We start from the raw sequence: 24,678 nt of genomic DNA, 5'->3' as shown, positions 1-24,678 counted from the left end.
AGGTGATCGGCAAGGGATCGTGGGGCGGCGGTGGTCATGACGCTTGTCCTTGTTGTTATCGGCTGGCAACAACATAGGCTGGGGGTGTTTAAAATATCAAGCAGCTCACTGGCCTCATCGCCGGCAAGCCGGCGATGAGGCCAGCAACCACGACACCTATTCCCGCAAAGTCATCCCATTCGAAGGCAACGGCAACGCCGTCTTGTACCGCACCTGTTTCAAGGCAAAGCTCGAACGGATATTGGCCACCCCCGGCAACCGCGTCAGGTAATCGAGAAACCGCTCCAGCGCCTGAATGCTCGGCAACAGCACGCGCAACAGGTAGTCCGGGTCCCCCGTCATCAGGTAGCACTCCATCACCTCGGGCCGCTCGGCAATCTCTTCCTCGAAGCGGTGCAGCGCCTGCTCCACCTGCTTCTCCAGGCTGACATGGATGAACACATTGACATCCAGCCCCAGCACTTCAGGCGAGAGCAGGGTCACCTGCTGGCGAATCACGCCCAGTTCCTCCATGGCCTTGACCCGGTTGAAACAGGGCGTGGGCGACAGGTTGACCGAACGCGCCAGCTCCGCGTTGGTGATGCGGGCGTTGTCCTGCAGGCTGTTGAGGATGCCGATATCGGTACGATCGAGTTTGCGCATGAGACAAATTCACCGGTTTTTTGTGTTTATTCAGAATGTTTATCTTCAGTGCGCGCCAAAGGCAATCAACTTGAGAGAAAAATTCTCCCGGTCTGTCTCTACTATGTAATTGACGCTGACCTGCCAGTCACGAGCCGGTACTCAGCGGCGACCGCTTCAGAGCTCACAAAAACAAAACCCGAGCGAGCGTAAAAAGCATGAACGAGTACGCCCCCCTGCGTTTGCATGTGCCCGAGCCTACCGGCCGGCCAGGCTGCCAGACCGATTTCTCCTACCTGCGTCTGAACGATGCAGGTCAAGTTCGCAAACCCCCGATCGATGTCGACGCTGCCGACACCGCCGACCTGTCCAACAGCCTGGTCCGCGTGCTCGACGAGCACGGCAATGCCCTGGGCCCCTGGGCCGCGGACATCGACCCGCAGATCCTGCGCCAAGGCATGCGCGCCATGCTCAAGACGCGCATCTTCGACAGCCGCATGGTGGTTGCCCAGCGCCAGAAGAAAATGTCCTTCTACATGCAGAGCCTGGGCGAGGAAGCCATCGGCAGCGCCCAGGCGCTGGCGCTGAACCGCAGCGACATGTGCTTCCCCACCTATCGCCAGCAGAGCATCCTGATGGCCCGCGACGTGTCGCTGGTGGAGATGATCTGCCAGTTGCTGTCCAACGAGCGCGACCCGCTCAAGGGGCGCCAGCTGCCGATCATGTATTCGGTGCGCGAGGCCGGCTTCTTCACCATCAGCGGCAACCTGGCGACCCAGTTCGTGCAGGCAGTCGGCTGGGCCATGGCCTCGGCGATCAAGGGCGATACCAAGATCGCCTCGGCCTGGATCGGCGACGGCGCCACCGCAGAGTCCGACTTCCACACCGCACTGACCTTCGCCCACGTCTACCGCGCGCCGGTGATCCTCAACGTGGTCAACAACCAGTGGGCAATCTCCACCTTCCAGGCTATCGCTGGCGGTGAATCGACCACCTTCGCCGGTCGTGGCGTGGGTTGTGGCATCGCCTCCCTGCGCGTCGACGGCAACGATTTCGTCGCCGTGTACGCCGCCTCGCGCTGGGCCGCCGAGCGCGCTCGCCGTGGCCTGGGCCCTTGCCTGATCGAGTGGGTCACCTACCGCGCCGGCCCGCACTCGACCTCGGACGATCCGTCCAAGTACCGCCCCGCCGACGACTGGAGCCACTTCCCGCTGGGCGACCCGATCGCCCGCCTGAAGCAGCACCTGATCAACATCGGCCAGTGGTCCGAGGAAGAACACCAGGCGGTCACCGCCGAGTTCGAGGCCGCGGTCATCGCCGCGCAGAAGGAAGCCGAACAGTACGGCACCCTGGCCAACGGGCATATCCCGAGCGCGGCCTCGATGTTCGAGGACGTGTACAAGGAAATGCCCGACCACCTGCGCCGTCAGCGCCAGGAACTGGGGGTTTGAGATGAACGACCACAACAACAGCATCAAACCGGAAACCGCCATGGCAACCACCACCATGACCATGATCCAGGCCCTGCGCTCGGCCATGGATGTGATGCTCGAGCGCGACGACGATGTGGTGATCTACGGCCAGGACGTCGGCTACTTCGGCGGCGTGTTCCGCTGCACCGAAGGCTTGCAGAACAAGTACGGCAAATCGCGGGTGTTCGACGCGCCGATCTCCGAGAGCGGCATCGTCGGTACCGCGGTGGGCATGGGCGCCTATGGCCTGCGGCCGGTGGTGGAGATCCAGTTCGCCGACTACTTCTACCCGGCCTCCGACCAGATCGTCTCGGAGATGGCGCGCCTGCGCTATCGCTCGGCCGGCGAGTTCATCTCTCCGCTGACCCTGCGCATGCCCTGCGGTGGCGGCATCTATGGCGGCCAGACCCACAGCCAGAGCCCTGAGGCGATGTTCACCCAGGTGTGCGGCTTGCGCACGGTGATGCCGTCCAACCCGTATGACGCCAAGGGCCTGCTGATCGCCTCGATCGAATGCGACGACCCGGTGATCTTCCTGGAGCCCAAGCGCCTGTACAACGGCCCGTTCGATGGCCACCACGACCGCCCCGTCACACCGTGGTCCAAGCACCCGCAGAGCGCGGTACCGGACGGCTACTACACCGTGCCGCTGGACAAGGCGGCAATTACCCGCCCCGGCAATGACGTCACCGTGCTGACCTACGGCACCACGGTCTACGTGGCCCAGGTGGCCGCCGAGGAAACCGGCGTCGATGCCGAAGTCATCGACCTGCGCAGCCTGTGGCCGCTTGACCTGGAAACCATCGTCGAGTCGGTGAAGAAGACCGGCCGCTGCGTCGTGGTCCATGAGGCCACCCGCACCTGCGGTTTCGGTGCCGAACTGGTGTCGCTGGTGCAGGAGCATTGCTTCCATCACCTCGAAGCACCGATCGAGCGCGTCACCGGCTGGGACACCCCTTACCCGCATGCACAGGAATGGGCGTACTTCCCAGGCCCATCGCGGGTAGGTGCGGCATTGAAACGGGTCATGGAGGTCTGAATGGGCACGCACGTCATCAAGATGCCGGACATTGGCGAAGGCATCGCGCAGGTCGAGCTGGTGGAGTGGTTCGTCAAGGTCGGCGATATGATCGCCGAGGACCAGGTGGTGGCCGATGTCATGACCGACAAGGCCACGGTTGAGATCCCTTCGCCGGTCAGCGGCAAGGTGCTGGCCCTGGGTGGCCAGCCAGGCGAAGTGATGGCGGTCGGCAGCGAGCTGATCCGTATCGAGGTGGAAGGCAGCGGCAACCATGTGGATGTGCCGCAGGCCAAACCGGTGGAGCCGCAGGCCGCCCCGGTCGCCGCCAAGCCGCAACCGCGCGTCGAAACGCAACCGGTGGCCAGCCAGCCGAGTACGACTGCGTACGCCGCCGCGCCGATCGTGCCGCGCCAGGCCAACGAGAAACCACTGGCCTCCCCGGCCGTGCGCAAGCGCGCCCTGGATGCCGGTATCGAACTGCGCTACGTGCATGGCAGCGGCCCGGCCGGGCGGATTCTGCACGAAGACCTCGACGCCTTCATGAGCAAGCCGCAGAGCGCGGCGGGCCAGGCACCGAGCGGCTACGCCAAGCGTACCGACAGCGAGCAGGTGCAGGTGATCGGCCTGCGCCGCAAGATCGCCCAGCGCATGCAGGATGCCAAGCGCCGCGTGGCGCACTTCAGTTATGTCGAGGAAATCGACGTCACTGCACTCGAAGCCCTGCGCCAGCAGCTCAACAGCAAGCACGGCGACAGCCGCGGCAAACTGACCCTGCTGCCGTTCCTGGTGCGCGCCCTGGTCGTTGCCTTGCGCGACTTCCCGCAGATCAACGCCACCTATGACGACGAAGCCCAGGTCATCACCCGCCACGGCGCGGTGCACGTGGGTATCGCCACCCAGGGTGACAACGGCCTGATGGTGCCGGTGCTGCGCCATGCCGAAGCCGGCAGCCTGTGGGGCAACGCCGGCGAGATTTCCCGCCTGGCGAATGCCGCGCGCAACAACAAGGCCAGCCGCGAGGAGCTGTCCGGCTCGACCATCACCCTGACCAGCCTCGGGGCGTTGGGCGGCATCGTCAGCACGCCGGTGGTCAACACCCCGGAAGTGGCGATCGTCGGTGTCAACCGCATGGTCGAGAGGCCGATGGTGATCGATGGCCAGATCGTGATTCGCAAGATGATGAACCTGTCCAGCTCGTTCGACCACCGGGTGGTCGATGGCATGGATGCCGCGCTGTTCATCCAGGCCGTACGTGGCCTGCTTGAACAACCCGCCTGCCTGTTCGTGGAGTGAGCATGCACCAGACAATCGACACCACCCTGCTAATCATCGGCGGCGGCCCCGGCGGCTACGTGGCCGCCATCCGTGCCGGGCAACTGGGCATCCCCACCGTGCTGGTCGAAGGCCAGGCGCTGGGCGGCACCTGCCTGAACATCGGCTGCATTCCGTCCAAGGCGCTGATCCATGTGGCCGAGCAGTTCCACCAGACCTCGCGCTACAGCGGCGAGTCCGAACTGGGTATCAGCGTCTCCTCGCCGCACCTGGACATCGGCCGCAGCGTGGCGTGGAAAGACGGCATCGTCGACCGCCTGACCACCGGCGTGGCCGCGCTGTTGAAAAAGCATGGGGTCAAGGTCATCCACGGCTGGGCGAAGATCCTCGACGGCAAGCACGTCGACGTCGACGGTCAGCGCATCCAGTGCGAACACCTGCTGCTGGCCACCGGCTCGAACAGTGTGGAACTGCCGATGCTGCCGCTGGGCGGACCGATCATTTCATCCACCGAAGCACTGGCACCCAAGGCCTTGCCCAAGCACCTGGTAGTGGTGGGCGGTGGCTACATCGGTCTGGAGCTGGGCATCGCCTACCGCAAGCTGGGCGCCCAGGTCAGCGTGGTGGAAGCGCGCGAGCGCATCCTGCCGACCTATGACAGCGAGCTCACCGCGCCGGTGGCCGAGTCGTTGAAGAAACTCGGCATCGCCCTGCACTTGGGGCATAGCGTCGAAGGCTACGCCGACGGCAGTTTGCTGGCCCGCGATGGCCAGGGCAGGCAATTGCGCCTGGACGCCGACCAGGTGCTGGTGGCCGTTGGCCGCAGGCCGCGCACCCATGGCTTCAACCTGGAATGCCTGGACCTGAAGATGAACGGCGCCGCCATCGCCATCGATGAGCGTTGCCAGACCAGCATGCGCAACGTCTGGGCCATCGGCGACGTCGCCGGCGAACCGATGTTGGCCCACCGGGCCATGGCCCAAGGCGAGATGGTCGCGGAAATCATTGCCGGCAAGGCGCGGCGCTTCGAGCCGAGCGCCATCGCAGCGGTGTGCTTCACCGACCCCGAAGTGGTGGTGGTTGGCCAGACGCCCGAGCAGGCCAGCCAGCAAGGCCTGGATTGCATCGTTGCGCAGTTCCCGTTCGCCGCCAATGGACGGGCCATGAGCCTGGAGTCGAAAAGCGGCTTCGTGCGGGTGGTGGCGCGGCGGGACAACCACTTGATCGTGGGCTGGCAGGCGGTGGGGGTCGCGGTTTCCGAGCTGTCCACGGCCTTCGCCCAATCGCTGGAAATGGGCGCGCGGCTGGAAGATGTGGCCGGCACCATTCATGCCCATCCGACGCTGGGTGAGGCGGTACAGGAAGCAGCACTACGCGCGCTGGGACACGCTTTGCATATCTGACACTGAAGCGGCTGTGGCCGATTTTGGCTCGCGGTGCCTGAAGGGCATCGCGGGTCTTTTTTTCAGCCCTCTTTTGCCTGCCCCGACCTCATCGCCGGCAAGCCGGCTTCCACAGAGATGGCAAAAATCCTGTAGGAGCCGGCTTGCCGGCGATGAGGCCCGAACTGCCTGCACGAAGCACCAAGGGTCGCATCACTCGCTGATCGTATCCTTGCCAGCGCCCTTTGCCCGGTACATCGCCGTGCAACTGCTGATTGGCCCACGACAGTTCGCGGGTGGGCTCGGCCACCAGGGCTTCCAACGACTGATTCCTCTGTTGCAACTCGACCACCTCACGCTTGCCCGCGTCGATATTGCGCTGCGCACCGAGCATGCGTGCCACCGAGCCGTCTTCGTTACGGTCGATGATATAGCCGCGGTCTTCGACCCAGAGATAGCTGCCATCGTGGCAAAGGCAACGGTATTCGACCTGGTAACGCTCGGCGCGCCGATCGATGTACGCCTGGAACTGCGCCTTCACCCGTGGATGATCCTCAGGGTGGATCACGCCTTCCCAGGTCAGCACGGTGTTGCCCATCGAACGGTTGGGATAGCCGAGCAGTTTCCCGCTGCACCGCGATCGAGTACTGGGAGAACCCTGGGCCCCGCTGCCCCTGACCATGATCGCCACCGCACTGGTGATCAATTTGCGCTTCCTGATGTACAGCGCTGCGTTGGCTCCGCACCTACTGGTGTATGTGCCAGCCAGCGTACTGGCCGCGCTGGTGTTGCCGGCCGTGGTGCTGCAGGACCCACAGGCCGGGTTCGCCTGGAGCAATCCGCAGATCCCGGCAGCGATCGTTGCCGGCGTGGTTGCCTGGCGCACGCGCAGCACCTTGCTGACCCTGGCGGTCGGGATGGCGACGCTGTGGGCATTCAAGCACTGGTTGCTATAGGCGCATGAATTGAAGTTCGTGGGACGTTTCCTCATTCATCATCGGTAGACCGTATAATCCCGCGCCCACTCTCCGATGATTGTTTTCTCATGAAGAAACTGCTGTACGTCGTAACCCTCGCCCTCGCCGCCATCCCCAGCGCCTTCGCCACCCCTCCCGCGACATTCACCGAAGCCAAGGTCATCGCCAAGCAGAAGGTCTATCTGGACCAGGCCAACAGCGCCATGGGCGACCTGTACTGCGGCTGCAAGTGGACCTGGGTCGGCAAGTCCGGTGGCCGCGTCGACCTCGCGTCCTGCGGGTATGAAACCCGCAAGCTGAAAACCCGCGCCGAACGCACGGAGTGGGAGCACATCGTCCCGGCCTGGACCTTTGGCCATCAGCGCCAGTGCTGGCAGAACGGCGGGCGCGAACAATGCGTCGACACGGACCCCACCTTCCGCGCCATGGAAGCCGACCTGTTCAATCTTTACCCTTCCGTGGGCGAGGTGAACGGGGATCGCAGCAACTTCAATTACGGCATGGTCTCAGGCATTGCCCCCCAATACGGCCAATGCACGACCAAGGTGGATTTCCAGCAGAAAGCCGCAGAGCCGCGTGACGAGGTGAAGGGGCTGGTGGCACGCACCACGTTCTACATGTTCGACCGCTACCGACTGAGCATGTCGCGCCAGCAGCAACAGTTGCTCATGGCCTGGGACAAGCAGCATCCGGTGTCTGCCTGGGAAAGGGAACGTGATCAACGGATCGCCAGAATCATGGGGCACTCCAACCCGTTCGTCACCGGTGAGCGCACCTGGACCCTTGGCTACAAGCCTGTGGGCAGCACAGACGTCGTGACGGCCCCAACGCCGAAAACGCCAGCGAAGACCGAGGCCCGCCCGACCCTGGCAAGCGCATCGATAGACGGTGCGATCATCGGCAACCGCAATAGCCATGTGTACCACCTCGCCAGTGGCTGCCCCGGCTACGCCCAGGTCTCGCAAAAGAACCAGGTAGCCTTCGACAGCGAAGCGCAAGCACAGGCTGCCGGCTATCGCAAGGCGGGCAACTGCAAGTAACGAACCTGGGCTCGACGCCTGCCACCGTCCGACACTGGCGGTGGCTTTTGGCAACCGGTGAACTGACGGCAGGTCTGATCTATGGAATGGTACTGACTTGAATGAATGGCGTCCCAGGGCAGGTTCGAACTGCCAACCTTCCCCTTAGGAGGGGGATGCTCTATCCAATTGAGCTACTGAGACGCAAGAACCGGCAACGAATGTTGCACAGCAGGACGGCGAGCATGTTAACCAGCGGGCTGCCGTTTGTCAGCCTCAATCGGGCTTTTTGCATGTAGGATTTTTCAGGCCGTCACACGATCAGCTTTTCATCACGCAGCAGCTGGACCAGTGCATCCACAGCGGCAGGCAACGATCCCGAGTTGTCCAACAGGTGCACCGTCGAATCCTGATCGAGCTGCATCCTGGCGTTGCGCGCCAGGCGCTCCTCGATTTCCTGAGGCGTCTCCCGCCCTCTTGCGAGCAAGCGATCACGCAAGACCTCGGGCTTCACCACCAGGCATACGGCCAGCAAGTCCGGGTAGCGCAGGCGCGCCTGGGGCAGATAGCCACGAGAACCATTGACCAGCACAGAGCGCCCTTGCGCCAGCCAGTGGTCTACCTGCGTCGGGATGCCGTAATCCAAGCCATTGGCCCGCCAATGCATCGCAAATTCCCCCGCCTTGAGCATCGCCTCGAATCGCTCAGGCGTGACGGCATGGGCCGCTTCTCCCTTGGCTTCTGCGGAGCGGGTGATCACCCGGCTAGCAATTTCCACCCCCGCCGCCGCCAGTTGTTCACGGGCCTGATCGATCAGGGAATCTTTTCCCGAACCCGAGGGTCCTATCAGAAATATCAGGCGGCCTGAGGCATTATCGTGGGCGCTTGCGTCATATTGCATAGCCACTATGCTCTATGGAAGGAAACGCGCGCATTTTAGGCGTTTTCTCTACCCTTTGCTGCGTTTTACGGGTTTTTGACGGCAAGGGGCTGACGCCGTGGTGAACTGGAACGTGTAAAACTTTTCAAACCAGTACTCATTTCTGATAATTGGTACTGGCAAAAAGCCTTTATCCGGCTCACTATTTGTCACAGAATTGACGCCAAGGAAACGGCAGCCATGAGGCAAGATGAGCACCAAATTTTCTTGTCGGTTGAACATTTTGTTGCTGCCACGGTCGTACCTCCATCCCGTGCGGCCAATTTGAGAACCGCCTCCCCTGAACCAAAAACCGGTCAATTTATATGCGCCCAATGAAACAGGCTATTTATTCGAGCCGTACCGCTGACAAGTTCGTCGTCCGCCTGCCAGACGGGATGCGTGAGCGCATTGCCGAGGTAGCGCGCAACCATCACCGCAGCATGAACTCCGAGATCATCGCTCGCCTGGAACAAAGCCTTATCCAGGAAGGCGCGCTGGGCGACGAGCTGAGCATGCGCCTGGACAGCCCTGAGCTGTCGCTGCACGAGCGCGAGTTGCTGCAGCGCTTCCGCCAGCTGTCCCACCGCCAGCAGAACGCACTGGTGGCCCTCATCGCTCATGATGTGGAAATGGCTGCAGACGCCTCCTGAGGCTTTCTTCCAGCCCGCACAGCCAAAGGCTCTGCGCTTCAGGCAGAGCTTGAAGCGTCAAAAAACCCGATGCCTTGCATCGGGTTTTTTTTGCATCCATAACCCTGCACCACATTGCTCTGACTCCTGGCAACAGAATGAGCACACCACTTCGCTTCATTGCTCAGGAGAAACAGCATGCAGAACCTACAGAAAAGCGCCGCCACTCTCGCCAAGGAAAAAGCCATTCTCGATGCCTTGCAGCATCTCGTTGGCAGCCGATACAGCATGGCGATGAAGAGTACTGTCGCCGCAGTCAGTGGCTTTGATCCAGACAATGTCGTTGGCCCTGACGATGCGCCGGTAATGACTTACCAACTCTATGTCCACACCGACAAAGACTGCATCATCACCGGCTTTGGCTTCACCGACTGACGAGCAGACAAAGCAAAGCCAGCGTAAGCTGGCTTTTTTGTTTTGCCTGTGCGCCCTCATCGCCGGCGACAGGCTGCGGCAGCAGCCCCAGATTGAACAAGTGCTACAGCAGGAAGACCGTGGCCAGGCCCAGGAAGATGAAGAAGCCGCCGCTGTCGGTTACCGCTGTGATCATCACGCTGGAGCCCATTGCCGGGTCACGCCCCAGCCGCGTCAGGGTCATGGGAATCAACACGCCCATGAGAGCCGCCAACAGCAGGTTCAAGGTCATCGCCGCGGTCATCACCAGCCCCAGCGACCAGCTGCCATACAACCAGAACGCCACCGCACCGATCACCCCGCCCCAGATCAGGCCATTGAGCAGCGATACCGCCAGCTCCTTGCGCATCAAGCGACTGGTATTGCCCGGCGAGACCTGGTCCAGCGCCATGGCGCGGACGATCATGGTGATGGTCTGGTTGCCGGAGTTGCCGCCAATACCCGCAACGATCGGCATCAGCGCCGCCAGTGCCACCAATTTCTCGATCGAGCCTTCGAACAGGCCGATCACGCGCGAGGCGACAAAGGCCGTGATCAGGTTGATGGCGAGCCAGGCCCAACGGTTGCGCAACGAACGCCAGACCGAAGCGAAGATATCTTCCTCTTCACGCAGACCGGCCATGTTGAGGACTTCGCTCTCGCTTTCCTCACGGATCAGGTCGACCATCTCGTCAATGGTCAAGCGGCCGATCAGACGGTCGCTCTTGTCCACCACTGGTGCCGAAACCAAGTCATAACGTTCGAAGGCCTGCGCAGCGTCGTAGGCATCTTCCTCGGGGTGGAAGGACACAGGGTCGGTCGCCATGACCTCCGCTACCTTCTTTTCCGGGTCGTTGACCAGCAGACGCTTGATCGGCAACACGCCCTTGAGCAGGCCGTCATAGTCGACCACGAACAGCTTGTCGGTGTGGTTGGGCAGCTCTTTGAGGCGACGCAGGTAGCGCAACACCACTTCCAGGCTGACGTCTTCGCGGATGGTGACCATCTCGAAGTCCATCAGCGCACCGACCTGCTCCTCGTCGTAACTCAGCGCCGAACGCACACGTTCGCGCTGCTGGGCATCGAGGCTTTCCATCAGCTCGTGAACGACGTCACGCGGCAGCTCAGGTGCCAAGTCGGCCAGTTCGTCGGCGTCCATTTCCTTCGCGGCAGCGAGGATTTCGTGATCGTCCATGTCGGCGATCAGCGATTGACGGACGGAGTCCGATACTTCGAGGAGAATGTCGCCGTCACGGTCCGAGCGCACCAGCTGCCAGACCGTCAGGCGGTCTTCCAGGGGCAAGGCTTCGAGGATGTAGGCGATGTCGGCAGGGTGAAGGTCGTCGAGCTTGCGCTGCAGCTCGACCAGATTCTGCCGGTGGACGAGGTTTTCCACGAGGTCATGGTGATGACCTTCCTGACGGTGAGTCAGGTCCTCTACCACGCGCTGACGCTGCAGCAACTCGACCACCTGGGCCAGGCGATCCTGCAGGCTTTCTTGCGCTTTCTTTACTTCTACTTCAGTCATAGGCGAACTCCACTCCCAGCAGCGGAGCACGCCGGGGGAATCAATCGGTCAGATCTAGCTGTAAGAAACTTGTTAAGGAGTAACTACTGGGTAAGTCCATGGTGGTTTTCCACAAGCCCCGGCGGGGCTGACGGGCGCAATCATACACTGCCTGAGCGGTCAGATCGCTTAAAATTTTGGCCAGAACAATCGTTTGCGTGATAAAGCTGGGACAACGCTCGAAGCCATCAGTGCGACGGTGGGCGCAAGGCAAACAACACATCCGCCGTGCAAGAGAATGCCGGGCCGGTTTGTTTGGAGTCTAGTCGGGCATCACTGACAATTCAGTGAATCGGAAAACAAAAAGCCCGCTCATATGAGCGGGCTTCTTGATGTATGGCGGACTCAGCAGGATTCGAACCTGCGACCGCTCGGTTCGTAGCCGAGTACTCTATCCAGCTGAGCTATGAGTCCGTGGTTGGTAGTTTTAGACCAGATTACCACTGGTTGTTGAAGCGTCTTTGCAAGCAGAGCCACTTCAAAAGTGGCGGACTCAGCAGGATTCGAACCTGCGACCGCTCGGTTCGTAGCCGAGTACTCTATCCAGCTGAGCTATGAGTCCGTGGTGGTAGTTTTAGACCAGATTACCACTGGTTGATTTGAAGCAGCCTTTCATTCAAAGCCACTTCAAAAGTGGCGGACTCAGCAGGATTCGAACCTGCGACCGCTCGGTTCGTAGCCGAGTACTCTATCCAGCTGAGCTATGAGTCCGTGTCTTGCCGCGCATTATAGGTCGCTAAATCATTTTTGCAAGAACTTTTTCCGTTTAATTTCAACGACTTAGCGTTCTTACCGATTACAGCGCCCTAAGCGAATAATGGCGGTGAAGGGGGGATTCGAACCCCCGATACCCTTATGAGGTATACTCCCTTAGCAGGGGAGCGCCTTCGGCCACTCGGCCACCTCACCGCAACACGAGGCGAATATTAAACAGGCTCTTCCTCGTTTGCAACCCTTTTTTTGAAAAAAACTTCAAAAAAATTAAAGGCTTGGCTCCTCATCCTTCTCTTTCTTGATCCGCAGGTAGATTTCCTCGCGGTGAACGGCCACTTCCTTGGGCGCACTGACACCGATACGCACCTGGTTGCCTTTGACGCCGAGCACCGTCACGGTGATCTCGCCGTCTCCTATGATCAGGCTCTCGGCGCACCGACGAGTCAGAATCAACATACCTTTCTCCTTACGCAAAACATTCAGGGATAACAGTCTGGGAATGGCAGGGCCTGGCTGCGGACGACAGCACAGGACCCAAATGGTCGCCGCACCGGCAGGACAGGGCCTGCGCGGCGACCAGAAACGCGAAGGGCGCGGCTAAGCCGCGCCCTCCTGGCAAGGCCTTACTCGCCCTGTCGGGCCGGAGCGTCGAGTTCGAACGCGGTGTGCAGCGCGCGAACGGCCAGCTCCAGGTACTTCTCTTCGATCACCACCGATACCTTGATCTCGGAGGTGGAGATCATCTGGATGTTGATGCTCTCCTTGGCCAAGGCTTCGAACATGCGGCTGGCGACACCCGCGTGGGAGCGCATGCCAACGCCGACGATCGACACCTTGGCGATCTTGATGTCGCCGATCACTTCACGGGCACCGATTTCACGCGCGGTGTTTTCCAGCACGGCGTGGGCCTTCTCGTACTCGTTGCGGTGCACGGTGAAAGTGAAGTCGGTGGTGTTATCGTGCGAAACGTTCTGCACGATCATGTCCACTTCGATGTTCGAAGCGCTGATCGGGCCGAGGATCTTGAAAGCGACGCCCGGGGTGTCCGGCACGCCACGAATGGTCAGCTTGGCTTCATCACGGTTGAAGGCGATACCGGAAATGATCGGCTGTTCCATGGATTCCTCTTCATCAATGGTAATGAGGGTACCCGGACCCTCCTTGAAGCTGTGCAACACGCGCAGCGGAACGTTGTATTTGCCGGCGAATTCCACCGAACGGATCTGCAGCACCTTGGAACCGAGGCTGGCCATTTCCAGCATCTCTTCGAAGGTGATCTTCTCCAGGCGGCGCGCCTGCGGCACGACACGCGGGTCAGTGGTGTAGACGCCGTCGACGTCGGTGTAGATCTGGCACTCGTCAGCCTTGAGCGCGGCGGCCAGCGCCACGCCGGTGGTGTCAGAACCACCACGGCCGAGGGTGGTGATGCTGCCGTGCTCGTCGACACCCTGGAAACCTGCCACCACCACCACGCGCCCGGCTTTCAGGTCAGCGCGGATCTTCTGGTCGTCGATCTGCAGGATGCGCGCCTTGTTGTGCGCGCTGTCGGTGAGAATGCGCACCTGGTTGCCGGTATAGGAAACCGCCGGCACGCCACGCTTGATCAAGGCCATGGCCAGCAGGGCAATGGTGACCTGCTCGCCGGTGGAGACGATCACGTCCAGCTCGCGCGGAACCGGCTGATCGGTGATCTGCTTGGCCAGGTCGATCAGGCGATTGGTTTCGCCGCTCATGGCCGACAGCACAACCACCAGGTCGTCGCCCGCTTCACGGTGTTTTTTGACCTTGTCGGCAACCTGCTCGATCCGCTCGATGGAACCGACAGAGGTACCGCCAAATTTCTGTACGATCAACGCCATTTCAATGGTGCCTCAGCCCATACAGGGCCCCAAAAAAACCATCCAACATGAAGGGGCGACGACTAGACCGCCGCCCCCTCATCTCAAAGTCCCTGCTCTGCGAACGGCACGGCCAGCGCCAGGGCCTGGTCCAGCGCAGCGACGTCGACGCCACCACCCTGGGCCATGTCCGGACGGCCACCGCCCTTGCCACCCACTTTTGCTGCGGCTTGTTTCATCAGGTCGCCAGCCTTGAGTTGGCTGGAGAGGTCCTTGGTCACGCCGGCCACCAGCACGACCTTGCCCTCATGCTCGCTGCCCAGCAGGATCACCGCGTGGCCGAGCTTGTTCTTCAGCTGATCGACGAGGGCCAGCAGGGCCTTGCCATCCTGCCCATCCAGGCGGGCGGCGAGCACCTTGGCCCCCTTGACCTCAACAGCCGCGTTGGAGAGATCATCCCCGGCGGCGCTGGCGGCCTTGGCCTGCAGCTGTTCCAGCTGCTTCTCCAGCTGACGATTGCGCTCGAGCACCGCCGACAGCTTGTCGATCAGGTTGTCACGGTTACCCTTGATCAACTGCGCAGCTTCCTTGACCTGCTCTTCGGCAGCGTTCAGGTAGGCCAGCGCAGCGGCGCCGGTGACCGCTTCGATACGACGCACGCCAGAGGCCACGCCGCCTTCGCTGATGATCTTGAACAGGCTGATATCACCGGTGCGCTTGGCGTGGATACCGCCGCACAGCTCGACGGAGAAATCGCCACCCATGCTCAGCACGCGCACGGTATCACCGTACTTCTCGCCGAACAGGGCCATGGCGCCCTTGCGCTTGGCGGTTTCGATATCGGTCAGTTCAGTCTCGACCGGCGTGTTCTTGCGCACTTCGCGGTTGACGATGTCTTCCAGGGCCTTGATCTGCGCAGGCGTCACCGCCTCGAAGTGGCTGAAGTCGAAACGCAGGCGCTGGCTGTCGACCAGCGAGCCCTTCTGCTGCACGTGCTCGCCCAGTACCTGGCGCAGCGCTTCGTGCAGCAGGTGGGTGGCGGAGTGGTTCAGCGAAGTGGCGTGTTGCACCTCGGCATCGACCTTGGCTTCGACCGGCGAGCCGATGACCAGCGCGCCACTGGCGACCACGCCATGGTGCAGGAACGCGCCACCGGTCTTGGTGGTGTCGCGCACGTCGAAACGCACGGCACCGGACTGCAGGTAGCCGACGTCACCGACCTGGCCACCGGATTCGGCGTAGAACGGGGTACGGTCGAGGACTACCACGCCCTGCTCACCTTCACCCAGCTGGTCGACCGACTGGCCATCCTTGTACAGGGCGATGACCTTGCCCTGCCCTTCGGTGGCGTTGTAGCCGAGGAAGTCGGTGGCGGTGTCGACCTTGACCACGCTGTTGTAGTCCATGCCGAAGGCGCTGGCGGAGCGGGCACGCTCACGCTGGGCGTCCATCTCGCGCTCGAAGCCGGCTTCGTCGATGCTCAGCTCGCGCTCACGGGCGATGTCGGCGGTCAGGTCCATGGGGAAACCATAGGTGTCGTACAGCTTGAACACCACATCGCCCGGAACCACCTTGCCTTCGAGTTGCGCCAGGTCCTGCTCGAGGATGCGCAGGCCCTGCTCCAGGGTCTTGGCGAACTGTTCTTCTTCGGCCTTGAGGACGCGCTCGATGTGCGCCTGCTGGCCTTTCAGCTCAGGGAAGGCCTCGCCCATTTCGGCCGCCAGAGCCGCGACGATCTGGTAGAAGAAGCTGCCCTTGGCACCCAGCTTGTTACCGTGACGGCAGGCGCGACGGATGATGCGACGCAGCACGTAGCCACGGCCTTCGTTCGATGGCAGCACGCCATCAGCGATGAGGAAGCCGCAGGAACGGATATGGTCGGCGACCACCTTCAGCGAGGCCTGGCCGTCGTTGCTGCAGCCGATGGCCTTGGCCGCGGCAGACAGCAGGTTCTGGAACAGGTCGATCTCGTAGTTCGAGTGCACGTGCTGCATGACCGCACTGATGCGCTCCAGGCCCATGCCGGTGTCCACCGACGGCGCTGGCAGCGGGTGCAGCACGCCGTCGGCGGTGCGGTTGAACTGCATGAAGACGTTGTTCCAGATCTCGATGTAGCGGTCGCCGTCTTCTTCCGGCGAGCCGGGTGGGCCGCCCCAGATGTCGGCGCCGTGGTCGTAGAAGATCTCGGTGCACGGGCCGCAAGGGCCGGTGTCACCCATGGTCCAGAAGTTGTCGGAGGCGTACGGGGCGCCCTTGTTGTCACCGATGCGCACCATGCGCTCTGCCGGCACGCCGACTTCCTTGGTCCAGATGTCGTAGGCTTCGTCGTCGCTGGCGTAGACGGTGACCCAGAGCTTTTCCTTGGGCAGGTTCAGCCACTTGTCGGAGGTCAGGAAGGTCCAGGCGAAGGTGATCGCGTCGCGCTTGAAATAGTCACCGAAGCTGAAGTTGCCCAGCATTTCGAAGAAGGTGTGGTGACGCGCGGTGTAGCCGACGTTTTCCAGGTCGTTGTGCTTGCCGCCGGCGCGCACGCATTTCTGGCTGCTGACCGCGCGGGTGTAGGCCCGCTTCTCTGCACCGAGGAAGCAGTCCTTGAACTGGTTCATGCCTGCGTTGGTGAACAGCAGGGTCGGGTCGTTGTTCGGGATCAGCGAACTGGAGGCGACTCGGGTATGGCCCTGCTCTTCGAAGAAGCGAAGGAAGGCTTCACGGATTTCTGCGCTTTTCATAGGTTCTTCCACGGAAACGGCAGCCCTTGGGGGCAAACGCGTCGACGAAACGACGGCAAAGGGCCGCATTATATCGGTCCTGCAAGTTCGATGCAGTGTGTTTATGTGATGGAAAGCGTCGATTGGACGGCTTTTCAGCTCAGGCAAACGAAAAATACATGACCGGATGCTAAATGCTGGCTTTTGCCGCTGGCAAGCCAATTACCGCCCAAGGGAAGGGAAAATGGAACAGGCGGTGAATTAAATACTTTTAATGGATGAGTTGGGATCCAATGGTGGCCGTTCTGGCCCTTATTGCCGGGCAGCCGGCTCCCACAAAGGGCGTGGGCGCTGCTGTACCTGTGGGAGCCGGCTTGCCGGCGACAGGACCTTGAAAGTCAACCCAGCCGCTGCCCCGAATCAGGCACGATGAGAATCCCGGCGCGCAAACCATTCTTGACCTTGGGATTGGGGAAGATGATCCGCGCCCCCTCCTCCTCGACCACCCAGCGCATTTCCGCCAGGTCCTCGGCCAGCAGATACCCCTTGCTCAGCTCCGAGAAGTTCTCGATATCCGCCGGCAGGTGCAGGTGGAAGCTGTCGCTGTGCTTGATGATCTCGCGGGCGACGCTGAACAGCTTGAGCCCGTCCAGCGAACCATCGTTCTCGGGTTCGGTGTTTTCGATGATACGGATCAGCCGCTCTTCGAGCTTGTCGAGGTTGACCTGCTCGTTCTGCCCGAACGGCCGCGCCTTGCCCAGCTCAAGGGTAAATGCTTCGGCCTCTAGCTGTTCATAGGTGAAGGCACTGAAGGTGATCGACGACTTGCTCTGCAGCAGCACCGCCTCCATGCCGGCCGCGGCCAGACGGGCCAGTTCGCGACGGGAATGCTTGCGCCCCTCCTTATAGGGGTAAAGGGCGAACTGCTCGATCTTCGAACCACGGATGGCCGTATGCAGGTCGTAATGCAGGCGGGTGCGATCGGGCTTGCTGAAGAACACCCGCGCAAACTGTTCGAGCTCGGCGGCCCGCAGCGCTTCGAAACCGCTGGACAGTTCGTGGCGGCCGTTGAACAGACGGTTGATATCCTGCTCGATGAAGCGCTCGCCCTTGCGAATCGCCGCCGGGTTGCCGAACAGGAACAACACCCGTGCCTTCGGCTTGATCTTGCCGTTGGCCACACCGTGCAGCAGCCGTTCGAGCAATTCGATCGGCGCCGTTTCGTTGCCATGAATGCCGGCCGAGAGCAACAGGTCCAACCCGCAATCCTCGTTCTCGGGCGGACGCACTTCAAGCGCGCCCTCCCCCAGCCAGCGCAGACGCGCGCCCTTGGGTGTCACTTGGGTCTTCTCGGCCGGTTCGTGATCGGTCAGGGTCAGCTCAAGCAGTTTGCCAAGGGCGAGCATAGGCACTTCCTTAGTGGTGGTGGCCGCAATCAGGGCCATGGACGTGATCGTCGCCTTCACCGACTTGCGCCGGCTCCATCTCCAGCTGCAGGCTGACCAGGTTGGTGGCCATCGGGCGCAGCAACAGGTTGGCGTACTCGGTGTCGTCTTCCTCGACATCCACGCCGATCAGCAACTGGCCGCGGCCATCCTGCTGAATCCACACTTCCTTGCCTTGCCAGACCACGGCAAAGCGCGTGCAGGAGGTTTCCAGCTGGGTGCCGTCGGAGTCTTCGAGGATCAGGCGCATGGCGTCGGTCATTACAGGTTCTCTCTTCAAGGTTGGCGTTGGAACGGATACACCGAACCCAACTTCAGGATCTGGGTCAATTCATCCAGCGCGGTACGGCATTCCACCAGCAACTGCGGGTCGGCGAGATCCGCTTCGCCAAGGCGATCGCGGTAGTGCTTGTCGACCCACTGCAGCAGCGTGTCGTACAGCGGGGCGGTCATGATAACGCCTGGATTGACCGCCGCCAGTTCCGTTTCCTTCAACGCCACGCGCAAACGCAGGCAAGCCGGGCCACCGCCGTTCTGCATGCTCTGCTTGAGGTCGAATACCTTGACCTCCTGCACCGCGCCGCCCTGGGTGGTCAACTGGCTCAGGTAGGTCCAGACCCGCTCGTTGTTGCGGCACTCTTCCGGCACCACCAGCAGCATGGAGCCGTCGTCGCGCGTGAGCAACTGGCTGTTGAACAGGTAGGAACGCACTGCATCCTCTACCGTCACGGCCGCGCGCGGCACGCGGATGGGCTGGAAACGGCCGCCCTTGCTGGCCAGTTTAGCCTGTAGTTGGCCAAGCACCGCGTCGGTCTCGAGGAAGGCATCCTCGTGATAGAAGAGGACTTCGCCGTTGCCCACCGCAATCACATCGTTGTGGAACACGCCCTGGTCGATCACCGACGGGTTCTGTTGAGCGTAGACCACACCGTCATCGCCAAGGCCGTGCAGCCGTGCCACGGCCTGGGACGCTTCCAGGGTCTGGCGCGCCGGGTATTTCTGCGGCGCCGGATAGCGGCTGTCGAAGGCGCTGCGCCCGTAGACAAAGAACTCGACGCCCGCCTCACCGTAGCGGCGGCAGAAGCGCGTGTGGTTGGCCGCGCCCTCGTCGCCGAACTGCGCCACCGCAGGCAGTGCCGGGTGATGGGCAAAGTGCTTGTCGTCATTGAACATGGCCGCCAGCACGCGGCTGGTGGTCGGGTGCTCGATGCTGCGGTGGTACTTGCAGTTGAGGTTGGCGGCGGTGAAATGCACGCGGCCATCGGCGGTGTCGGCGCTGGGGCTGACGGTGGCGGCATTGGCCACCCACATGCTCGACGCCGAGCAGCTGGCAACCAGCAGTGGCATGGCCTCCTTGGCCGCACGCTGGATCACTTCGGCGTCGCTACCGGCAAAGCCCAGGCGGCGCAGCGCCGCTACGTCAGGGCGCTCCTGTGGCGCCAGCACGCCCTGCTTGAAGCCCATGTCGACCAGCGCCTTCATCTTCGCCAAGCCCTGGCGCGCCGCTTCACGCGGGTTGGACGCCTGCTGGCTGTTGCTCTGCGAAGCCACGTTACCGTAGGACAGGCCGCCGTAGTTGTGGGTAGGCCCCACCAGGCCATCAAAATTCACTTCATAGGATTTCATCGGCTAGGCTCCGTGACCTGTTGTTATAGGGTGACGCCCGGCGTCAGCGACGCCGGCAAGGCAAGGCTGGCGGTCTCCAGCGAAGCCACGGGGTAAGCACAGTAGTCGGCCGCGTAATAGGCACTGGCGCGGTGGTTGCCGCTGGCGCCCACACCCCCGAACGGCGCGCTGCTCGCGGCGCCGGTCAGCTGCTTGTTCCAGTTGACGATGCCGGCGCGGCTGCGCAGCCAGAAGTACTGGTAGCGCGCGCGGGAATCGGACAGCAGGCCGGCGGCCAGGCCGTACTGGGTGTTGTTGGCCTCATCAATGGCGGCATCGAAGTCGGCGTAGCGGATCACCTGCAACAACGGGCCGAAGAACTCTTCATCCGGACGCTCGGCCACGGCAGTGACATCGAGGATGCCCGGGGTCAGCAACGCCGCATCGGCCTGGGGCTGGGTCAGCGGCAACAACGCCACAGCGCCCTTGCCGAGCAGTTCGGCCTGGGCCGCCACCAGGGCCTGTGCGGCCTGCAGCGAGATCACCGCCCCCATGAAAGGCGCCGGTTGCTGGTCGAAGGCCCCGACGGTAATGCTTTTGCTCACCTCGACCAGGCGCTCGATCAGCGAATCGCCCCACGCACCTGCCGGCACCAGGAGCCGACGGGCGCACGTGCAGCGCTGGCCTGCGGAGATGAACGCCGACTGGATGATGGTGTACACCGCCGCGTCGAGGTCCTTGACCTCATCGACCACCAGCGGATTGTTGCCGCCCATTTCCAGGGCAAGGATCTTGTCCGGACGCCCGGCGAACTGCTGGTGCAACAGGTTGCCGGTACGGCTGGAGCCGGTGAAGAACAGCCCATCGATTCCGGGGCTGGCGGCCAGCGCAACGCCGGTCTCGCGCGCGCCCTGCACCAGGTTCAGCACACCGGCCGGCAAGCCTGCGGCGATCCAGCAATTGACAGTCAGCTCGGCGACCTTGGGTGTCAGCTCGCTGGGCTTGAACACCACGCAGTTGCCCGCCAGCAGTGCAGGCACGATATGCCCATTGGGCAGGTGGCCGGGGAAGTTGTAGGGGCCGAACACCGCTACCACGCCATGGGGCTTGTGCCGCAGCACCGCCGTGGCGTCGGCCAGTGGCCCGCTTTTTTCGCCTGTGCGCTCGCGGTAGCTTTGCACCGAGATCGCCACCTTGTTGACCATGCTGGTGACTTCGGTGGCCGACTCCCACAAGGGCTTTCCGGTTTCCTCGCCAATGCAGTGGGCCAGCGCCTGGGCATGCTGCTTCAGTTGCTCGGCGAATTTTTCCAGCACGTCGATACGTGCCTCCAGGCTCAACTGCGCCCAGGCCGGGAAAGCCTGGCGCGCAGCCTGCACGGCGGCTTCGACCTGATCGGCGGTGGCTCCCTGCCCTTGCCAGATGACGGCCTGGGACACCGGGTTGAACGACTGCAGGGCCTCGCCCTGGCCGGCCTGCCAGTGGCCGGCGATGTAGTGCGTGCTCATTTACTGGGCCTCCCGGCTTGCCGACAGTGGTACGGCGCGCACGTTGTCGCCTGCGCCCATGCGCAGGCGCTTGGCGGTCAAGGGGTCGACCACCAGGGTGCCGGCAGCCAGTCGCGCGGGTGCGGCGGTGATACGGCAGTCGTCGCGCTTGCGGTTGTGGATGATGTAGGGGGTGGCGTCATCGCCAGGCGTGCCGATGGCCAACACCAAGGTCTGACTATCACGCACGGCACGGATCTTCGAGGTTTCACATTCGATGGCGGGGCCCGCGTCGAAGATGTCGACAAAGCCCTGGTAGCTGAAGCCTTCCTGCTTGAGCATGGCCAGCGCAGGCTCGGTGTCGGTGTGCACGCGGCCGATGACATTACGCGCCGCCTCCGACAGGAAGCAGGTGTACAGCGGGAACTTGGGCATCAGTTCGGCAATGAACGACTTGTTGCCCACGCCAGTGAGGTAGTCGGCCTGGCTGAACTCCATCTTGAAGAAGTGCCGACCGAGGCTTTCCCAGAATGGCGAGCGCCCATGCTCGTCGGACATGCCGCGCATCTCGGCGATGATCTTGTTGCCGAACAGCTCCGGGAACTCGGCGATGAACAGCATGCGCGCCCGCGACAGCAAGCGGCCATTGAGCCCGGAGCGGTGATCGCCACGCAGGAACAGCGAGCACAGTTCGGAGTTGCCGGTAAGGTCATTGGCCAGGAACAGGGTCGGGATCTCGCGGTAGATGCCCAGTTCCTGGGAGGCACTCACCGTCAGCCCGACCCGGTAGTTGTACCAAGGCTCGCGCAGGCCAACGGCGCCGGCGATGGCGCTGATGCCGACCACCAGGCCTTCGTCGTTCTCCAGTACGAACAGGTAGTCGGTATCACCACGCTCGGCTTCGCCACGGAAGCTCTTCTCGGCCCAGCCGACGCGATACCCGAGGCGCTCCTCGTTGGCCGGCAAAGTGGTCAGCCCGGTGGTGCCAGTGCTGCGAGCCAATTCGATCAGCGCGGGTAAATCGCTGCTGCGTACAGGACGAACGATCATGCTATCTCCTTGAGCGGCAGCGAGCGCCGCCGCAAAAACTCTCTGTTCCCAGAACTCAGACCGCAACCAGGCGCACACTGGCGCCCTCGCCCACACCCAGGGCATCGGCCGCCGCAAGGCTCAGGGCGACCGGCTTGCCTGGCACCCAGTCCAGCTCCAGCAGCACTGCGCGGAAGTCCTGCAGTTGGCCGTTGCATGCCAGGTACGGGCGACCGCCCTTGACCGGCGCCTCCTCCAGCTTCACCGGCACCACGCGGCTCTGGGCGATCGAGCGAATGCCCGACACCCGTGCGTGCAACGTCGGGCCACCGTCGAAGATGTCGATGTAATGCTCGGTCTCGAAACCTTCGCGCATGAGGATGTCGAAGGTGATCTGCGCACGCGGGTGGACCTGGCCCATGGCCTCCTGCGCAGCGTCCGGCAGCAGCGGGACGTAGATCGGGTAATGCGGCATCAGCTCGGCGAGGAAGGTACGGCTCTTCAGCCCGCACAGACGCTCGGCATGGGCGTAGTTGAGGTCGAAGAAGTTGCGCCCGATGGCATCCCAGAATGGCGACTCGCCCTGGTCGTCGCTGTAGCCGACGATCTCGGTGACCACCGACTCGGCAAAGCGCTCGGGGTGCGACGCCATGAACAGCAGACGACCGCGCGAGTTGAGCTCGGCCCAGCCGCTGTCGACCAGTTCGGGCAACACGTAGAAACTGGTCAGCAGGCTGTTGCCGGTGAGGTCGTGGCACAGCGACAGGACGTGGATCTTGTTGTGGATCTTCAGCTCGCGCGAAGCGTGCACGAAGGTCTCGTTACGGAAGCTGTAGAACGGCTCGGAGTAGCCGGCCGAGGCGACGATGGCGGAGCAACCGGCGAGCTTGCCGGTGGCGCTGTCCTCGAGCACGAAGAAATAGCTCTCCTCGCCATTGAAGCTGACTTCGGCGGCGAACGAGGTTTCCGAGGCGGCGATCTTGTCGCCCAGGCGGGCAGCGTCATCCGGCAGCGAGGTGACACCAACGGGGCTGTCTGCAGCCATGCGCTGCACTTCGTTCAGATCAGCCATTTGCGCGGGGCGCATCACCAGCATGGTGTCACTCCTTTGGAAAAACGGGCCGTTCACGACGGCGCGAAAAAACGGCGGGTGCCTGCACGCACGCACCCGCACTGGAATCAGGTTTCGCCGACGCAACCGGCCGGCGAAGGGATCGCAGGCGAATCAGCCCTTGATCAGGTTGGCCACGGCGCGCTCGAAGCGATCCAGACCTTCGTCGATGTCGGCATCCTCGACCACCAGGCTCGGTGCGAAGCGGACCACGTCGGGGCCCGCCTGCAGCACCATCACGCCCTCTTTTTCGGCGGCGTTGAGGATGTCCTTGGCCTTGCCCTGCCAGGCATCGCTCAGCACGCAACCGATCAGCAAGCCGACGCCACGCACCTGGGTGAACAGCCCGGTCTGCTGACCGATCTTCTCCAGGCGGGTCTTGAAGCGCTCGTGCTTGGCCTTGATGCCGGCCAGGGTCTCAGGGGTGTTGATCACATCCAGGACCGCGCAGGCCACGGCGCAGCCCAGCGGGTTGCCACCATAGGTGGTGCCGTGGGTGCCGACGGCCAGGTGCTTGGCGATGTCGCTGGTGGTGAGCATGGCACCGATCGGGAAACCACCGCCCAGGCTCTTGGCGCTGGTGAGGATGTCCGGGGTCACGCCGTAGTGCTGGTAGGCATACAGCGAACCGGTACGGCCGACACCTGTCTGCACTTCGTCGAAGATCAGCAGGGCGTTGTGTTCGTCACACAGTTTGCGCGCGCCTTCCAGGTAGGCCTTGTCGGCCGGCACTACGCCGCTCTCGCCCTGGATCGGCTCGATGACCACGGCGCAGGTCTTGTCGGAAATCTGCGCCTTCAGCGCTTCCAGGTCGTTGTACGGTACATGGCTGATGCCGGTGATCTTGGGGCCGAAACCGTCGGAGTATTTCGGCTGACCACCGACGCTGACGGTGAACAGGGTGCGGCCGTGGAAGCTGTTCACGGTGGCGATGATTTCGTGCTTGTCCGGGCCGAAGCGGTCGTGGGCTACGCGACGTGCCAGCTTGAAGGCGGCCTCGTTGGACTCGGCGCCGGAGTTGCAGAAGAAGGCACGCTCGGCGAAGGTGGCGTCGACCAGCTTGTGCGCCAGGCGCAGGGCCGGCTCGTTGGTGAAGACGTTGGAAACGTGCCAGAGGGTATTGGCCTGCTCGGTCAGGGCCTTGACCAGTGCCGGGTGGCAGTGGCCCAGGGCGTTCACCGCGATGCCGCCGGCAAAGTCGATGAGCTCGCGGCCCGACTGGTCCCACACGCGTGACCCCTCGCCTCGCACAGGAATGAAGGCCGCCGGAGAATAGTTGGGAACCATGACCTGGTCGAAATCGGCACGTTGCACCGGGGCTTGCTCAACGGACATCTGAGTCTCCTGAAGAGGAACGCTGGCCTGGATATGGCGAGCGATGGGGGGATTGTAAGGACTGATCCGCG

The 24,678-nt window shown here is 62.6% G+C and carries 21 protein-coding genes, 5 tRNA genes and 1 pseudogene; 8 read left to right on the top strand and 19 right to left on the bottom strand.

The genetic code is table 11. The features are described from left to right. Positions 1–156 precede the first annotated feature (156 nt). The gene (gene bkdR, locus PPL01S_RS05685) at positions 157–642 is read right to left on the bottom strand and encodes a Bkd operon transcriptional regulator BkdR (protein WP_012315571.1); all 486 of its coding nucleotides are present in this window, start codon (positions 640–642) and stop codon (positions 157–159) included. Between the two features lie 197 nt (positions 643–839). Between bkdR and PPL01S_RS05680 the strand changes: the two genes are divergently transcribed. From PPL01S_RS05680 to lpdA, 4 genes are read left to right on the top strand one after another with little or no spacing between them, the layout of a single operon-like run. Beyond that, a complete protein-coding gene (locus tag PPL01S_RS05680; RefSeq protein ID WP_016393869.1) occupies positions 840–2,072 on the top strand; it encodes a 3-methyl-2-oxobutanoate dehydrogenase (2-methylpropanoyl-transferring) subunit alpha in 1,233 nt (410 codons plus the stop codon). 1 nt (position 2,073) lies between these two features. Beyond that, the gene (locus PPL01S_RS05675; protein WP_016393870.1) at positions 2,074–3,132 is read left to right on the top strand and encodes an alpha-ketoacid dehydrogenase subunit beta; all 1,059 of its coding nucleotides are present in this window, start codon (positions 2,074–2,076) and stop codon (positions 3,130–3,132) included. Further along, entirely contained in the window at positions 3,133–4,407 is a 1,275-nt protein-coding gene (locus tag PPL01S_RS05670) for a dihydrolipoamide acetyltransferase family protein (protein WP_016393871.1), read from the top strand. It begins immediately after the preceding gene. Between the two features lie 2 nt (positions 4,408–4,409). Beyond that, positions 4,410–5,789 carry a dihydrolipoyl dehydrogenase gene (gene lpdA, locus PPL01S_RS05665; RefSeq protein WP_016393872.1) on the top strand — a complete coding sequence of 460 codons (1,380 nt, stop codon included), beginning with the start codon at positions 4,410–4,412 and terminating at the stop codon, positions 5,787–5,789. A 244-nt stretch (positions 5,790–6,033) separates the two neighbouring features. Here lpdA and PPL01S_RS25610 read toward each other — a convergent pair. After that, positions 6,034–6,390, bottom strand: a pseudogene (locus PPL01S_RS25610) (PAS domain-containing protein); the annotation flags it as partial. Positions 6,391–6,487: 97 nt separating this feature from the next. Between PPL01S_RS25610 and PPL01S_RS05655 the strand changes: the two are divergent. Then, positions 6,488–6,724, top strand: coding sequence for an AzlD domain-containing protein (locus tag PPL01S_RS05655; RefSeq protein ID WP_244212848.1), 237 nt, complete (start codon positions 6,488–6,490; stop codon positions 6,722–6,724). An 89-nt stretch (positions 6,725–6,813) separates the two neighbouring features. Next, entirely contained in the window at positions 6,814–7,785 is a 972-nt protein-coding gene (locus tag PPL01S_RS05650; protein WP_016393875.1) for an endonuclease, read from the top strand. Between the two features lie 106 nt (positions 7,786–7,891). On the opposite strand, the gene PPL01S_RS05645 is transcribed toward PPL01S_RS05650, so the two are convergent. Both PPL01S_RS05645 and phnN read right to left on the bottom strand, forming a co-directional pair. Beyond that, positions 7,892–7,968, bottom strand: a tRNA-Arg gene (locus PPL01S_RS05645). A gap of 109 nt (positions 7,969–8,077) precedes the next feature. Continuing rightward, positions 8,078–8,665: a phosphonate metabolism protein/1,5-bisphosphokinase (PRPP-forming) PhnN gene (gene phnN / locus PPL01S_RS05640; protein ID WP_028625149.1), complete on the bottom strand. Its 588-nt coding sequence runs from the start codon at positions 8,663–8,665 to the stop codon at positions 8,078–8,080. A 344-nt stretch (positions 8,666–9,009) separates the two neighbouring features. Between phnN and PPL01S_RS05635 the strand changes: the two genes are divergently transcribed. Then, complete coding sequence (locus PPL01S_RS05635; protein ID WP_003254499.1) at positions 9,010–9,336, top strand: Arc family DNA-binding protein; 327 nt, start codon at positions 9,010–9,012, stop codon at positions 9,334–9,336. 177 nt (positions 9,337–9,513) lie between these two features. Then, the gene (locus PPL01S_RS05630; RefSeq protein WP_016393877.1) at positions 9,514–9,750 is read left to right on the top strand and encodes a hypothetical protein; all 237 of its coding nucleotides are present in this window, start codon (positions 9,514–9,516) and stop codon (positions 9,748–9,750) included. Positions 9,751–9,853: 103 nt separating this feature from the next. Here PPL01S_RS05630 and mgtE read toward each other — a convergent pair whose 3' ends face one another. From mgtE to PPL01S_RS05555, 15 genes are all read right to left on the bottom strand, one after another. Then, positions 9,854–11,296, bottom strand: a complete 1,443-nt coding sequence (gene mgtE / locus PPL01S_RS05625) for a magnesium transporter (RefSeq protein ID WP_016393878.1) — start codon at positions 11,294–11,296, stop codon at positions 9,854–9,856. Positions 11,297–11,672: 376 nt separating this feature from the next. Then, positions 11,673–11,749: transfer RNA gene (locus PPL01S_RS05620), tRNA-Arg, on the bottom strand. 71 nt (positions 11,750–11,820) lie between these two features. Then, positions 11,821–11,897, bottom strand: a tRNA-Arg gene (locus PPL01S_RS05615). Positions 11,898–11,969: 72 nt separating this feature from the next. Further along, positions 11,970–12,046, bottom strand: a tRNA-Arg gene (locus tag PPL01S_RS05610). Between the two features lie 107 nt (positions 12,047–12,153). Continuing rightward, positions 12,154–12,244, bottom strand: a tRNA-Ser gene (locus PPL01S_RS05605). A gap of 72 nt (positions 12,245–12,316) precedes the next feature. Continuing rightward, entirely contained in the window at positions 12,317–12,505 is a 189-nt protein-coding gene (gene csrA, locus PPL01S_RS05600) for a carbon storage regulator CsrA (RefSeq protein WP_003254503.1), read from the bottom strand. Between the two features lie 167 nt (positions 12,506–12,672). Beyond that, positions 12,673–13,908 carry an aspartate kinase gene (locus PPL01S_RS05595; RefSeq protein WP_028625150.1) on the bottom strand — a complete coding sequence of 412 codons (1,236 nt, stop codon included), beginning with the start codon at positions 13,906–13,908 and terminating at the stop codon, positions 12,673–12,675. An 83-nt stretch (positions 13,909–13,991) separates the two neighbouring features. Then, positions 13,992–16,616 carry an alanine--tRNA ligase gene (gene alaS / locus PPL01S_RS05590; protein ID WP_028625151.1) on the bottom strand — a complete coding sequence of 875 codons (2,625 nt, stop codon included), beginning with the start codon at positions 16,614–16,616 and terminating at the stop codon, positions 13,992–13,994. A 377-nt stretch (positions 16,617–16,993) separates the two neighbouring features. Then, entirely contained in the window at positions 16,994–18,001 is a 1,008-nt protein-coding gene (gene astE, locus PPL01S_RS05585; protein WP_016393881.1) for a succinylglutamate desuccinylase, read from the bottom strand. A gap of 10 nt (positions 18,002–18,011) precedes the next feature. Next, complete coding sequence (locus tag PPL01S_RS05580; RefSeq protein WP_016393882.1) at positions 18,012–18,302, bottom strand: hypothetical protein; 291 nt, start codon at positions 18,300–18,302, stop codon at positions 18,012–18,014. Positions 18,303–18,316: 14 nt separating this feature from the next. Next, a complete protein-coding gene (gene astB, locus PPL01S_RS05575; RefSeq protein WP_016393883.1) occupies positions 18,317–19,666 on the bottom strand; it encodes an N-succinylarginine dihydrolase in 1,350 nt (449 codons plus the stop codon). A gap of 23 nt (positions 19,667–19,689) precedes the next feature. Continuing rightward, positions 19,690–21,153, bottom strand: coding sequence for a succinylglutamate-semialdehyde dehydrogenase (gene astD, locus PPL01S_RS05570; RefSeq protein WP_016393884.1), 1,464 nt, complete (start codon positions 21,151–21,153; stop codon positions 19,690–19,692). Beyond that, entirely contained in the window at positions 21,154–22,182 is a 1,029-nt protein-coding gene (gene astA, locus PPL01S_RS05565; protein WP_016393885.1) for an arginine N-succinyltransferase, read from the bottom strand. 55 nt (positions 22,183–22,237) lie between these two features. After that, positions 22,238–23,257: an arginine/ornithine succinyltransferase subunit alpha gene (gene aruF, locus PPL01S_RS05560; RefSeq protein ID WP_016393886.1), complete on the bottom strand. Its 1,020-nt coding sequence runs from the start codon at positions 23,255–23,257 to the stop codon at positions 22,238–22,240. A 129-nt stretch (positions 23,258–23,386) separates the two neighbouring features. After that, the gene (locus PPL01S_RS05555) at positions 23,387–24,607 is read right to left on the bottom strand and encodes an aspartate aminotransferase family protein (protein ID WP_016393887.1); all 1,221 of its coding nucleotides are present in this window, start codon (positions 24,605–24,607) and stop codon (positions 23,387–23,389) included. Positions 24,608–24,678: the final 71 nt, after the last annotated feature.

It is taken from the genome of Pseudomonas plecoglossicida NBRC 103162 = DSM 15088, assembly GCF_000730665.1.
GTDB lineage: Bacteria > Pseudomonadota > Gammaproteobacteria > Pseudomonadales > Pseudomonadaceae > Aquipseudomonas > Aquipseudomonas plecoglossicida.
Note: the sequence above shows the minus strand (reverse complement) of the source record. Positions and strands in the feature narration are given on the sequence as shown.

Coding starts and splice junctions, on each gene's coding strand:
- PPL01S_RS05630 (WP_016393877.1), top strand. CDS start 9,514: ATGCAGAACCTACAGAAAAGCGCCGCCACTCTCGCCAAGGAAAAAGCC.
- phnN (WP_028625149.1), bottom strand. CDS start 8,665: ATGCAATATGACGCAAGCGCCCACGATAATGCCTCAGGCCGCCTGATA.
- PPL01S_RS05595 (WP_028625150.1), bottom strand. CDS start 13,908: ATGGCGTTGATCGTACAGAAATTTGGCGGTACCTCTGTCGGTTCCATC.
- bkdR (WP_012315571.1), bottom strand. CDS start 642: ATGCGCAAACTCGATCGTACCGATATCGGCATCCTCAACAGCCTGCAG.
- alaS (WP_028625151.1), bottom strand. CDS start 16,616: ATGAAAAGCGCAGAAATCCGTGAAGCCTTCCTTCGCTTCTTCGAAGAG.
- csrA (WP_003254503.1), bottom strand. CDS start 12,505: ATGTTGATTCTGACTCGTCGGTGCGCCGAGAGCCTGATCATAGGAGAC.
- lpdA (WP_016393872.1), top strand. CDS start 4,410: ATGCACCAGACAATCGACACCACCCTGCTAATCATCGGCGGCGGCCCC.
- astA (WP_016393885.1), bottom strand. CDS start 22,182: ATGATCGTTCGTCCTGTACGCAGCAGCGATTTACCCGCGCTGATCGAA.
- aruF (WP_016393886.1), bottom strand. CDS start 23,257: ATGCTGGTGATGCGCCCCGCGCAAATGGCTGATCTGAACGAAGTGCAG.
- PPL01S_RS05580 (WP_016393882.1), bottom strand. CDS start 18,302: ATGACCGACGCCATGCGCCTGATCCTCGAAGACTCCGACGGCACCCAG.
- PPL01S_RS05635 (WP_003254499.1), top strand. CDS start 9,010: ATGCGCCCAATGAAACAGGCTATTTATTCGAGCCGTACCGCTGACAAG.
- mgtE (WP_016393878.1), bottom strand. CDS start 11,296: ATGACTGAAGTAGAAGTAAAGAAAGCGCAAGAAAGCCTGCAGGATCGC.
- astB (WP_016393883.1), bottom strand. CDS start 19,666: ATGAAATCCTATGAAGTGAATTTTGATGGCCTGGTGGGGCCTACCCAC.
- PPL01S_RS05650 (WP_016393875.1), top strand. CDS start 6,814: ATGAAGAAACTGCTGTACGTCGTAACCCTCGCCCTCGCCGCCATCCCC.
- PPL01S_RS05675 (WP_016393870.1), top strand. CDS start 2,074: ATGAACGACCACAACAACAGCATCAAACCGGAAACCGCCATGGCAACC.
- PPL01S_RS05670 (WP_016393871.1), top strand. CDS start 3,133: ATGGGCACGCACGTCATCAAGATGCCGGACATTGGCGAAGGCATCGCG.
- PPL01S_RS05555 (WP_016393887.1), bottom strand. CDS start 24,607: ATGTCCGTTGAGCAAGCCCCGGTGCAACGTGCCGATTTCGACCAGGTC.
- PPL01S_RS05655 (WP_244212848.1), top strand. CDS start 6,488: ATGTACAGCGCTGCGTTGGCTCCGCACCTACTGGTGTATGTGCCAGCC.
- PPL01S_RS05680 (WP_016393869.1), top strand. CDS start 840: ATGAACGAGTACGCCCCCCTGCGTTTGCATGTGCCCGAGCCTACCGGC.
- astD (WP_016393884.1), bottom strand. CDS start 21,153: ATGAGCACGCACTACATCGCCGGCCACTGGCAGGCCGGCCAGGGCGAG.
- astE (WP_016393881.1), bottom strand. CDS start 18,001: ATGCTCGCCCTTGGCAAACTGCTTGAGCTGACCCTGACCGATCACGAA.